The following is an 11,535-nucleotide window of genomic DNA, read 5'->3' as shown; positions in this document are numbered from 1 at the left end:
CGGTACCCCCGACCGGATTCGAACCGGCGCTACTGCCGTGAGAGGGCAGCGTGCTAGGCCGCTACACAACGGGGGCGTTGCAGATACAGTCTGCGCTGGGCTACCAGGACTCGAACCTAGACTAACGGAACCAGAAACCGTCGTGCTGCCAATTACACCATAGCCCACCAAAGCTGAACCCCCGTGCGGGGGATCTTGTCTGGCGTGCGCTTCCCGGTCGGACCTTGTGGTTTCCCGGGCGGCGCAGGAAGAACATTACCCGATCGCGGACAGCGCTCCAAAACGAGTATCTCCGCGCAGTACGGCGGGAAGCTGGCCGAGATCGGTGATCCGCACCAGCTCGGGGCGCCCGCCGATCCCGCCCCGGTCCAGCCAGACCCCGGCGAGCCCGGCGGCGGTCGCCCCGCCGGCGTCGATGTCCGGCTCGTTCCCGACGTACGCCACCTCGCCGGGCTCCAGCGCGAGGGCGTCGCAGGCGGCGTGGAAGGCGGCGGCGTCGGGCTTGGAGACCCCCAGCTCGGCGGCGCAGAGCACGGCCTCGAAGTGATCACGCACGCCGAGGACGCGCAGCTTCCGGTCCTGGTTGATGATCGAGGAGTTCGAGAGCACGGCCTGCCGGTAGTCGGCGGCGAGCAGGTCGAGCGCGGCGAGACTGTCGGGGAACAGGTTCCAGGCGGCCTCGTAGTGCGTGATGTACCGGTCGAACCACGCGTCGGCCTCGGCGTCGCTCAGCCCGGCCCCGGTGAAGGCCCGCACCCGGTCACGCCGCTGCCCCAGAAAATCCGTCTCCCCGGCGGCGAACCGCAGCCACTGGGCATCGGTGATCTCCCGCCACCGCCCGAGAGCCTGGTCGACGCTCTCCCCGGCACCGGACATCCCTTCGGCGGCGAGATGCCGCTGCATGCCGGCGCGGTCGGCGCTGGTGTAGTCGAAGAGGGTGTCGTCGATGTCCCAGAGGACGGCACGGATCGCCATACGCCGACGGTACCGCGCGGGGACGGCCCCACGGTGATCAACCGATCCGGGACGCGCCGGCTAGCCCTTGGCCCGAACCTGCAGGCGACCACCCTTGACGGCTATCAGGAGCGCGCCCAGTTGCCCTGGCGCGAGAGACAGGAGCACGCCGGGGTCGTCGCTCTCGCGGATGCGGAGGGTTCCGTCGGGGGCGGCAGCGACGTTGACGCAGTTCCCACCCTCTGGGGAGTAGGACGACTTCTGCCATGTGTACGTGGACACGACTGGCCTCCTCTTAGATGTTCTTCGCGATACGGCGGATGAAGTCCCGGGTTTTGCCAGGCGGGAGGGCGCAGCTTTCCAGCCGATCCAGGACTGCCCTGTACCGGTCGAGTTGCGCCTCGGCGAAGAGGTAATCGCTGCCATGGTCGGAGTCCAGTGCAACCGTGTCCAGTTGCGGCACGGGGCCAACCGCGTAGGTGATGGGTTGTCCGGCCCTCGGGAAGTCATCCTGGCCGAAGGGAACACCGAGCACGGTCACATTGCCGAGTTCGCTCATCTCGATCAACTGCTGAAGTTGCTCCCGCGACGCGTCGGGGCCGGCGTACCCCATCCTCAGCGCCGCCTCGTGAACGATCGCCGTGTACGGCATCGGGGGGTCCCGGAAAAGAACCGCCTGGCGTTTCATCCGGAAGGACACTCTGTGCTCCACCTCATGAGCACGTAGCGACGGGGAACTCTTCTTGAAGGTGGCCCGCGCGTAGTCAGGCGTTTGCAGCAGGCCAGGCATGCTCGTCACCACCGCCACCCGCATCGAAACGGCCGCGTGCTCGAACTCCGCGAACTCGACGGCCGCTGCGGAGAGCAGTTCCCGGTACTCGTCCCACCAATTGCGCTCGCGGCGACCCGTCATGGCCGCCAGGGCGTCAATGAAATCCGCGTCGTCGCAGGAGTAGCCGCGTGCCATCGCGTGCACGCGGTCAACGCTGACGCCGTGGCGCCCAGCCTCGATCATGCTCATCCGCGCCTGCTGGATGCCGATGATCGCGGCGCCCGCCGTCGAACTCAGACCGGCGCGTTCGCGCAGCTTGCGCAGTTCGGCGCCGAGGCGTCGCTGGCGCAGCGTGGGCGCCCCTGTCACCGGCATCGGTACACCCTTCCTTCGTCACTCACACAGGTGAAATCCGAAGAACTTCACCATGTTCAGGTATAGAACTACACCGACAGGCCTACTGTTCCAGCACAAGCAACTCCCTCAGCGGACAGGAGATTTGCCCATGAACACCGTATCCCCGCCCCTCCCCCGCCCTGATCGCCCAGAAGGGTTCGACCAGGAGATCCGCGAGCTCGTCGAGGCCACCGCACCCCGCCTCTTCGCCGTCGTCGAGGAGTTCGCCTGCGCCGACGGCGAGCTGGACGCCCGGGTCGCCGCGTGGGGGCTCGCCTTCGCGGATGGTGGGGGTACGCAGGTCACCACCGTTGACGGCGGGCGTCGGCTGTCCCTGGCCTCGCCCGAGCGCGCCGCCGCGTGGGTCTCGCGCCGCCCGGGGAGCATCGGCAGCGTCGTATGGGCCGGTGCGCCGAGGACGTGATGGCATGCGGGAGGGCCCGGTAGGCCGCCCCCTGCCTGCGGGGCGGGCCACCGGGCCCTCATGTGTGGTGCGCCGAACTGCTACGTCAGCTTCGCCAGCGCCGCGTCGATCCGGGACAGCGTGCGCTCCCGGCCGAGGAGTTCCAGGGACTCGAAGAGCGGGAGGCCGACCGTGCGGCCCGTGGTCGCCACGCGGACCGGGGCCTGGGCCTTGCCGAGCTTGAGGCCGTGTTCCTCGCCGGCCGCGAGGACCGCGTTCTTCAGGGAATCCGCGTCCCACTCCGCCTCGGCGAGCTTCGCGCGGGCCGTGGTCAGCAGGGCGTCCGCGCCCGGCTTCATCGCCTTCGCCCACGACGCCTCGTCCTCGACCGGCTCGTCCAGGAAGAGGAAGTCGACGTTGGCGGTGATGTCCGAGAGGACCGTGACCCGGGTCTGGGCCAGCGGGGCCAGCGCCGCGAAGGCCGACGCGTCGAAGGACTCCGGTGCCCACGGGGCGTACGGGGCCTTCAGCCACGGGGCGCAGGCGTCCGCGAAGGCCTTCACGTCGAGCTGCCGGATGTGGTCCGCGTTGATCGCCTCGGCCTTCTTCAGGTCGAAGCGGGCCGGGTTCGCGTTGACGTCCGCGATGTCGAACGCGGCGACCATCTCGTCCATGGAGAAGAGGTCGCGGTCCGCCGAGAGCGACCAGCCGAGCAGCGAGAGGTAGTTGAGCAGCCCCTCCGGGAGGAAGCCGCGCTCGCGGTAGAGGTTGAGGGAGGCCTGGGGGTCGCGCTTGGAGAGCTTCTTGTTGCCCTCCCCCATGACGTAGGGAAGGTGGCCGAAGCTGGGGATCCTCTGGGCGAGGCCCAGTTCCATCAGCGCCTTGTAGAGCGCGATCTGGCGCGGCGTGGAGGAGAGCAGGTCCTCGCCGCGCAGGACGTGGGTGATCTCCATCAGCGCGTCGTCGACCGGGTTGACGAGCGTGTAGAGCGGCGCGCCGTTGGCGCGGACGATGCCGTAGTCCGGGACGTTCTCCGGGGTGAAGGTCAGCTCGCCGCGGACCAGGTCCGTGAAGGTGATCGGCTCGTCGGGCATCCGGAAGCGGACGATGGCGGTGCGGCCCTCCGCCTCGTACGCCGCCTTCTGCTCGGCGGTCAGGTCGCGGCAGTGGCCGTCGTACCCCGACGGCCGGCCCGCCGCGCGCGCCGCCTCCCGGCGGGCGTCCAGCTCCTCCGTGGTGCAGTAGCAGTGGTAGGCGTGGCCCGCCTCCAGCAGCCTGGCCGCCGTGTCGCGGTAGATGTCCATCCGCTGCGACTGGCGGTACGGGGCGTGCGGGCCGCCCTTCTCGGGGCCCTCGTCCCAGTCGAGCCCGAGCCAGCGCAGCGAGTCGAGGAGCTGGACGTACGACTCCTCGGAGTCGCGCGCCGCGTCGGTGTCCTCTATGCGCAGGACCAGGGTGCCACCGGTGTGGCGGGCGAACGCCCAGTTGAAGAGGGCGGTACGGACCAGGCCCACGTGGGGGTTGCCGGTCGGGGAGGGACAGAAACGTACACGGACGGGTGCGCTAGCCACGCTTGATCACCTTGTTGGTGAGAGTGCCGATGCCTTCGATGGTGACGGCGACCTCGTCGCCGACGCTGAGGGGGCCGACCCCCGCGGGGGTGCCCGTGAGGACGACGTCACCGGGGAGGAGCGTCATGGCCTCGGTGATGTTGACGATCAGGTCCTCGACGGAGTTGATCATCTCGCTCGTACGGCCGAGCTGGCGCTGTTCCCCGTTGACGGTGCACTGGATCGTGAGGTCGGAGGGGTCCAGCTCGGTCTCCACCCAGGGGCCGAGCGGGCACGAGGTGTCGAAGCCCTTCGCGCGCGCCCACTGCTTCTCGCTCTTCTGGGTGTCGCGCGCGCTGACGTCGTTGGCGCAGGTGTAGCCGAAGATGACGTCCTTGACGCGTTCGCGCGGCACCTCGCGGCACATCCGCCCGATGACGACGGCCAGTTCGGCCTCGTGGTGCACCTCGTTCGAGAAGGACGGGTACTCGATGGCGTCGCCCGAGCCGATCACGGAGGTGGTGGGCTTGAAGAAGGCGAACGGCACGTCGGGGACGGCGTTGACGAGCTCCGCCGCGTGCTCCGCGTAGTTGCGGGCGAAGGCCACGATCTTGTTGGGCAGGACGGGCGGGAGCAGCCGGACCTTGCTCAGCGGGACCTTGGTGCCGGAGAGCTCGAAGTCGGTGTACGGAATGCCCCTGATGATGTCGAGGACGAGGCCGGCGGTGTCGCCGCTGCCGTCGCCCTCGACCGCGCCGAAGGCGACATTGCCGTCGATGGAGAATCTGGCGATGCGCACGGAAGCTGTCGCCCTTCACTTGCTGGCTGGTCTGGAGACTGACGCCCCAGGCTAACGCGAGAGGAGGGGAGCCCCCTGTTCTCCCGTGACCGGGCGGGCGCACGGCGCGTGCGGCACCGCGCGTGAACGCCGGGCGTCCGCGGCACGTATTACCGTGCGCGAGGCGGAGCAACCGACGGAGCGCGGCGTGTGCACACGGGCGGGCGAGGGGGCTGATCGTGCGAGGCGGAACGGGCCGGCAGGAGCTACGGGGCGGTGGGCGCCGCGGCGACGGCGCCGTCGGCCGGGGCGGCCGGGGCGGTCATCAGGATCGTGCGCCGCGGGTTGGCCGTACGGTTCGGCAGCGCGACGGGGTGCTCCGGCTGCGCGGCGGGGGCCAGCTCCTCGGCATCCTTGAGGTGCGCCAGCGTCGTACGCCGGGGGTTGGCGGTGTTGCGGAACATCATCGTTTTCTGCTGCGGATTCTGCGGACTCATCTGTGGTGTCAGACCTTGTCGGGCTACGGGCGCCGGAGCGCCGGTTGTCGGATGGGCCATCCCTGTAAAGCGTCAGGCTAAACATCCAATTCCCCGCCGAAGCGGCGATCGATCGTCGATCACGGTGTGAGTTTGCTCACGACCTGCCAGGCATTTACCCCATTCCGGGCGCGAGTTGACGACCAAGGAATCGGACATTGCGCTACTGAACGTTGCATTCCGCTGCTGATCATCCGTACTGGGACACCCCCCACCCGTAGGCGCCTCGTGGGTGTAAGTCCGATTCCTCCGTGAACACTTTCTACGGCTGGTGACCCGGCGCTCACGCCCTGTCATTCACGTCACAGCCCTGCCCGCCGCCCTTGTTGGAGATCCCGCTCTGTGCTGGAATTCCCCCCACCGCCGCGGGTTTGGATGTGCCGGCGCGCAGGGGCGCAACGCAGCGCCGAGTGGCGGTGGGGAAGGGGAACAGCGCCGGTCACTCACGACCACCATGGGGTGCGTTTTCGTGCCCCACGACGCCGACACCGTTCCGCCGTTCAGCGGGGGAACGCCTGGTCCAGAGGTTGCGACGCTAGTGCAGGGACGTTACAAGAGGGATGGCAGCGCTGCGGCGGAGCAGGAGCACCGCGGCGGTTCCGACCGCGGCTCCTCGCCCCAGCACACCCAGAACCCGGGCCCGGCTCCGTCGGGCGACCACAGCGGCGGCCGGGGCGGGCGCCCCGGTCCGGGACAGAGCGGCCTCGGCGCGCCTCCTATGCCGCCGCCTCCGCAGACGGTGCCGAACGCGAAGTCGCCGAACGACCCGGGGAACCGAATAGCCCTGCGCAACTGGCGCATCAGCACCCGCCTCGTGGCGCTGCTGACCCTGCCGGTGGTCGCGGCCACCACGCTGGGCGGGCTGCGTATCAACGAGTCGCTGAACGACATGCAGCAGCTCGAGCACATGCAGCTGCTCACCAAGATGACCAAAGAGGCGACCGCGCTCTCGCAGGCGCTCCAGGCGGAGCGTGACGAGTCGGCCGGACCGCTGACCAACGGCGCGAACCCCAAGGACTTCAAGGTCCAGGACCGCCGGGCCAAGACCGACCGGGCCAAGAAGGCGTTCCTCGACGCCACGGTCGACATCGGCAACACCGACGGCGACCAGGCGCTGGAGAGCATCCGCTCGAACGTCAACCAGATCGCCACCCAGGTCAACCGGATCAACACCATCCGCAAGGACGCCTACCTCGGCTCGGGTTCGGACTCGCTGACCGTCGACGCGTACGACGGACTGATCACCTCGCTGCTGAGCCTCTCGCAGGACATGGCGCAGGCGACCAACAACCCGGAAATGATCAAGCGGACCCGCGCGCTGGCCGCGTTCTCGTCCGCCAAGGAGTACGCGTCGATCCAGCGGGCGATCATCGCCGCCGCGCTGCCCGCCGACCCGTCGACCAAGGGCAAGCTGGGCGAGAACGACCGGCTGTACGGTCTGGCCGCGGCGACGAAGGAGAAGAACGCCCTCACCTCCTTCAGCTTCCTGTACGAGTCGATGGGCGGCGACGCCGAAGAGCTGATGGCCCCGCTCAACGGGCAGGGCAACCCCGAGATCCAGTCGTCCGAGAAGTACGCGGACCGCGTGCTCGGCTCGACCGACGGCCTCGCGAGCCAGCCCAACCGCTCGTACCTGGACTGGACCGACCAGGCGTCCACCCGGATCAACGCGATGAAGACCATCGAGGCCACACTGCTCGGTGAGATGGAGAGCAAGGCCCGCGAGCTGCGCGACTCGTCGCAGCGTGACGCGATCCTCAACGCCGCGCTGATCCTCGTCGTCCTCGGCGTCTCCCTCGTCGGCGCCTTCGTGGTCGCCCGGTCCATGATCCGCTCGCTGCGCCGCCTCCAGGACACGGCCACCCGGGTCGCCCAGGACCGACTGCCCGAGCTGGTCAAGCAGCTCTCCGACTCCGACCCGCAGGACGTCGACACCTCCGTCGAGTCGGTCGGTGTGCACTCCAAGGACGAGATCGGAAAGGTCGCCGCGGCCTTCGACGACGTGCACCGCGAGGCGGTCCGGCTCGCCGCCGAGCAGGCCCTGCTCCGGGGCAACGTCAACGCGATGTTCACCAACCTCTCGCGCCGCAGCCAGGGCCTCATCCAGCGTCAGCTCTCGCTCATCTCCGAACTGGAGTCCCGCGAGGCCGACCCGGACCAGCTCTCCTCGCTGTTCAAGCTGGACCACCTCGCGACCCGTATGCGCCGTAACGGCGAGAACCTCCTCGTCCTCGCGGGCGAGGAGCCGGGCCGCCGCTGGACCCGCCCCGTACCGCTGGTCGACGTGCTCCGTGCCGCCGCCTCCGAGGTGGAGCAGTACGAGCGCATCGAGCTGGCCTCCGTACCGACGACCGAGGTCGCCGGGCGCGTCGTCAACGACCTCGTGCACCTGCTCGCCGAGCTGCTGGAGAACGCGACGTCGTTCTCCTCGCCGCAGACGAAGGTCCGCGTCACCGGTCACGCGCTGCCCGACGGCCGGGTGCTGGTGGAGATCCACGACACCGGCATCGGCCTCTCCCCCGAGGACCTCGCGGCGATCAACGAGCGGCTGGCCTCGCCGCCCACCGTGGACGTCTCGGTCTCGCGCCGCATGGGTCTGTTCGTGGTCGGCCGGCTGTCGCTGCGCCACGGCATCAGGATCCAGCTCCGCCCCTCCGACTCCGGCGGTACGACCGCGCTGGTCATGCTGCCCGTCGATGTCGCCCACGGCGGCAAGAAGAACCCGGTCGGCCGGCCCGGCGCCCCCGGCCAGGGCGGTCCGCTCGGCCAGGCGCCCACGGGCGGCGGCCAGCTCCCCGGCGCTCCCGGCGGCGGCCGTCCCGGGCTCGGTTCGGGCCCCGGCGGCGCCCCCGCGCCCGGTGGCCTGCTCGGCGCGGGCGCCCCGCGCGGCCAGGTCGGCTCCGGCGCGGGGCCGCGTGCCGCGCTGCCGTCCCGCGACGGGTCGGGTGCCGGATCGCAGGGCGGCTCGCAGGATCCGCAGCGGCAGGGCTCGGGCCAGCCGAACATCTTCGCGCACAACGCCTTCGGCCCCTCGTCGCAGGGCCCCTCGCAGGGCGGCGGGCAGGGCGGCCCCGGCCAGGGCCAGCAGCGCCAGGACCGTCCGCAGGGCGGCTTCGGCCAGAGCGGTCCCGGCGGCCAGGGCAACCAGGACGGCCAGAGCGGCCCCGGCCACCAGGGCAACCAGAACGGTCCCGGCAACCAGGGCGGCCAGGGCCAGAACGGCTTCAGCGGGCGCGCCCAGAACGCCTTCCAGCAGGGCGGCGCCCCCTCACCCGACCGCAGTCGGCAGCTCCCGCCCCCCGGCGGACCGCGCGCCGAGCTGCCCGGCGGCAATCCGCAGCCGCAGCGCCCGCAGCGCCCGCCGGTCACCAGCTGGGGCAGCGACCAGCAGTCGGGGCGTGCCCCGCTGGACGCGCCGCGCGGCCACGAGGAACACGAGTCCAGCGGCCAGTTCGCCCGTCCGACGGGTGAGCGGCAGAATCCCGGCGCGACCTCCGAGTTCCCGCGCCCGGACTTCGACGGACCCCGGCCCGACCAGAGCGGCCCGCTCGGCGCCGGCCAGGACCCCGCGTCCACGGCCCAGTTCCCCCGTCCCGACTTCAACGCCCCGGCCGGCTACTCCCCGGAGTACGGCGGGCAGCGTGGCGGCCAGACCGACGGCTCCGGCTTCCGCCCGTCGTCGGACTTCGGCTCCGAGCGGCAGGACTTCAACGCGCCGCGCCCGCCCGCGCCGGCCCCGGCGCCCGGCTCCGAGGGCGGCTACCGCCAGCCGAGTCTTCCGCCGCAGCCGCAGCCGGAGGCACTGCCCCCGGCCTCCGGCCCCGGTGACGGCCGTACGCCGCTGTACGACACCCTGGAGACCAACTGGTTCCACGCCACCCAGGGCGGCGGACCGCAGGGCGGCGGAGCGGACGACGGCCGGTCGTCCCGCACCACGGACCCGGAGCGCCAGGAAAGCCCGTCCCAGCAGTCGCCGACGCCGCCGATCCCGCGGCGCGAGACCGCCAACGGCTCGGGCCTGAACGGCACGACGGACACCGGCGACGCGGGGACGAACGGCTACACGACCAACGGCACCGGCGCCAACGGCTACACCACCAACGGCACCGGCTCCGGCGGCTACACCACCAACGGTTACGACGTCGGCGGCTCCGGCAGCGATGCCTTCGGCGCCGGCCGGCCGGGCGCGGGCGGCTCCGACTCCCGGAACCCGGGTCAGGGCCTGAGCCAGCGACCCGGACTCGGCGGACTGGGAGCGGGACACGGCTCCGGGACCAACGGCGCCGGCTTCAACTTCTCCAGCGGCAGTTCGGACTCGCGGGGTTCGGCCGCGGGCGGCGTGGGCGCCACCTCCTCCTGGCGCACCTCTCCCAACGACGAACTGGTACGCCAGGCAGAGCGGGCCAAAAAGCCCCAGTCCGGCGGCATCACCACCTCCGGTCTGCCCCGCAGGGTGCCGCGTGCCAATCTGGTGCCCGGTACCGCGCAGGAACAGAACACCCAGGCCGGTCCGCAGGTCTCCCGTGCGCCCGCTGACGTGCGCGGCCGGCTGACCAATCTCCGTCGGGGCATCCAGCAAGGTCGTCAGGCGGGCAACACCGGCCCGGCGAGCAACGGATTCAACCTCGGCACCTCTCACCAGCAGGAGCGTTAGTTGAGTCCGATGAGTCAGGCTGCGCAGAATCTGAACTGGTTGATCACCAATTTCGTGGACAACACCCCTGGGGTGTCCCACACCGTGGTGGTCTCCGCAGACGGACTTCTGCTGGCCATGTCCGAGGGCTTCCCCCGCGACCGCGCAGATCAGCTCGCGGCCGTGGCATCCGGGCTGACCTCGCTGACCGCGGGGGCGTCCCGGATCTTCGAAGGCGGCCCGGTCAACCAGACCGTGGTGGAGATGGAGCGCGGCTTCCTCTTCCTGATGTCCGTCTCCGACGGTTCCTCTCTGGCGGTCCTCGCCCACCCCGAGTGCGACATCGGTCTGGTGGGGTACGAAATGGCCCTCCTGGTCGACCGCGCCGGTACGGTCCTCACACCGGACCTGCGCGCCGAGCTCCAGGGAAGTCTGCTGCACTGAGCTTTCCAGGAACTCCCCAGCCACTCACCGTCAGGCCGCCCAACCGGCCCCCCACCGGCCAAGTCAGACGGCACGTAGACATCTTGCTGTCACGCCCGGAGGATTCATGACCCCGCCACCCGCCTCTCACGATCCGTACGGCGTCTCTGTCGACGCCTCGTACGGTCCTGAGGGCGATCAGCCGCTGGTACGTCCGTACGCCATGACCGGCGGCCGGACCCGGCCGCGGTACCAGCTCGCCATCGAGGCGCTGGTCAGTACGACCGCGGACCCCGCGCATCTCGCCACCCTGCTCCCCGAGCACCAGCGGATCTGCCACCTGTGCCGCGAGGTCAAGTCGGTGGCCGAGGTGTCGGCGCTGCTGACGATGCCGCTCGGTGTCGCCCGCATCCTGGTGGCCGACCTGGCGGAGGCCGGCATGGTGGCCATCCACCAGCCGGGCAACGGAGAGGCCGGCGGCACGCCGGATGTGACACTGCTCGAAAGGGTGCTCAGTGGACTTCGCAAGCTCTAGCGGCGGTGCGGCCCGATCGACCACCAGCGCGAAGATCGTGGTGGCGGGCGGCTTCGGCGTGGGCAAGACCACGTTCGTGGGCGCCGTCTCGGAGATCAACCCGCTGCGTACCGAAGCCGTCATGACCAGCGCCTCCGCCGGCATCGACGACCTCACCCACACCGGAGACAAGACCACCACCACCGTGGCCATGGACTTCGGACGCATCACCCTCGACCAAGACCTCATCCTCTACCTCTTCGGCACCCCCGGACAGGACCGCTTCTGGTTCATGTGGGACGACCTCGTCCGCGGCGCCATCGGCGCCGTCGTCCTCGTCGACACCCGCCGCCTCGCCGACTGCTTCCCCGCCGTCGACTACTTCGAAAACTCAGGACTCCCCTTCGTCATCGCCCTCAACGGCTTCGACGGACACCAGCCCTACACCCCCGACGAAGTACGCGAAGCACTCCAGATCGGCCCCGACACCCCCATCATCACCACCGACGCCCGCCACCGCGCCGACGCCAAAAGCGGACTCATCACCCTCGTCGAACACGCCCTCATGGCACGACT

The 11,535-nt window shown here is 70.4% G+C and carries 11 protein-coding genes and 2 tRNA genes; 5 read left to right on the top strand and 8 right to left on the bottom strand.

All coding sequences use genetic code 11. From position 1 onward, the window contains the following. Nucleotides 1-3 precede the first annotated feature (3 nt). The 5 genes from ACFXKG_RS37975 to ACFXKG_RS37955 form a co-directional block, all read right to left on the bottom strand. Nucleotides 4-76, bottom strand: a tRNA-Glu gene (locus ACFXKG_RS37975). Nucleotides 77-95: 19 nt separating this feature from the next. Beyond that, a tRNA-Gln gene (locus tag ACFXKG_RS37970) sits at nucleotides 96-167 on the bottom strand. 88 nt (nucleotides 168-255) lie between these two features. Further along, nucleotides 256-975 carry an HAD family hydrolase gene (locus ACFXKG_RS37965; protein ID WP_384849147.1) on the bottom strand — a complete coding sequence of 240 codons (720 nt, stop codon included), beginning with the start codon at nucleotides 973-975 and terminating at the stop codon, nucleotides 256-258. A 60-nt stretch (nucleotides 976-1,035) separates the two neighbouring features. After that, nucleotides 1,036-1,236, bottom strand: coding sequence for a DUF397 domain-containing protein (locus ACFXKG_RS37960; RefSeq protein WP_384849144.1), 201 nt, complete (start codon nucleotides 1,234-1,236; stop codon nucleotides 1,036-1,038). Between the two features lie 13 nt (nucleotides 1,237-1,249). Continuing rightward, nucleotides 1,250-2,101: a helix-turn-helix domain-containing protein gene (locus ACFXKG_RS37955; protein WP_384849141.1), complete on the bottom strand. Its 852-nt coding sequence runs from the start codon at nucleotides 2,099-2,101 to the stop codon at nucleotides 1,250-1,252. 130 nt (nucleotides 2,102-2,231) lie between these two features. Here ACFXKG_RS37955 and ACFXKG_RS37950 point away from each other — a divergent pair, with 130 nt between their 5' ends. After that, the gene (locus ACFXKG_RS37950) at nucleotides 2,232-2,546 is read left to right on the top strand and encodes a hypothetical protein (protein WP_384849139.1); all 315 of its coding nucleotides are present in this window, start codon (nucleotides 2,232-2,234) and stop codon (nucleotides 2,544-2,546) included. Nucleotides 2,547-2,626: 80 nt separating this feature from the next. Here ACFXKG_RS37950 and gltX read toward each other — a convergent pair whose 3' ends face one another. The 3 genes from gltX to ACFXKG_RS37935 all read right to left on the bottom strand — a co-directional run bounded on the left by gltX (nucleotide 2,627) and on the right by ACFXKG_RS37935 (nucleotide 5,317). Continuing rightward, on the bottom strand, nucleotides 2,627-4,096 hold the full coding sequence (gltX, locus tag ACFXKG_RS37945) for a glutamate--tRNA ligase (RefSeq protein WP_384849136.1): 1,470 nt from the start codon (nucleotides 4,094-4,096) through the stop codon (nucleotides 2,627-2,629). Continuing rightward, the gene (locus ACFXKG_RS37940) at nucleotides 4,089-4,874 is read right to left on the bottom strand and encodes a fumarylacetoacetate hydrolase family protein (RefSeq protein WP_384849133.1); all 786 of its coding nucleotides are present in this window, start codon (nucleotides 4,872-4,874) and stop codon (nucleotides 4,089-4,091) included. The genes gltX and ACFXKG_RS37940 overlap by 8 nt, the downstream gene beginning before the upstream one ends. Before the next feature lie 245 nt (nucleotides 4,875-5,119). Then, complete coding sequence (locus ACFXKG_RS37935; RefSeq protein WP_384849218.1) at nucleotides 5,120-5,317, bottom strand: hypothetical protein; 198 nt, start codon at nucleotides 5,315-5,317, stop codon at nucleotides 5,120-5,122. A 610-nt stretch (nucleotides 5,318-5,927) separates the two neighbouring features. Between ACFXKG_RS37935 and ACFXKG_RS37930 the strand changes: the two genes are divergently transcribed. From ACFXKG_RS37930 to ACFXKG_RS37915, 4 genes are all read left to right on the top strand, one after another. Beyond that, on the top strand, nucleotides 5,928-10,043 hold the full coding sequence (locus ACFXKG_RS37930; RefSeq protein ID WP_384849130.1) for a nitrate- and nitrite sensing domain-containing protein: 4,116 nt from the start codon (nucleotides 5,928-5,930) through the stop codon (nucleotides 10,041-10,043). 9 nt (nucleotides 10,044-10,052) lie between these two features. After that, complete coding sequence (locus tag ACFXKG_RS37925; protein ID WP_030351794.1) at nucleotides 10,053-10,466, top strand: roadblock/LC7 domain-containing protein; 414 nt, start codon at nucleotides 10,053-10,055, stop codon at nucleotides 10,464-10,466. Between the two features lie 106 nt (nucleotides 10,467-10,572). Further along, nucleotides 10,573-10,980, top strand: coding sequence for a DUF742 domain-containing protein (locus ACFXKG_RS37920; protein ID WP_319683976.1), 408 nt, complete (start codon nucleotides 10,573-10,575; stop codon nucleotides 10,978-10,980). After that, the coding region (locus tag ACFXKG_RS37915) for an ATP/GTP-binding protein (protein ID WP_161230576.1) at nucleotides 10,961-11,535 on the top strand (575 nt) is incomplete at its 3' end. The genes ACFXKG_RS37920 and ACFXKG_RS37915, both read left to right, overlap by 20 nt.

This window comes from Streptomyces sp. NPDC059255 (assembly GCF_042752355.1).
Taxonomy (GTDB): domain Bacteria; phylum Actinomycetota; class Actinomycetes; order Streptomycetales; family Streptomycetaceae; genus Streptomyces.
This window is presented reverse-complemented; position numbering and strand designations above follow the sequence as displayed.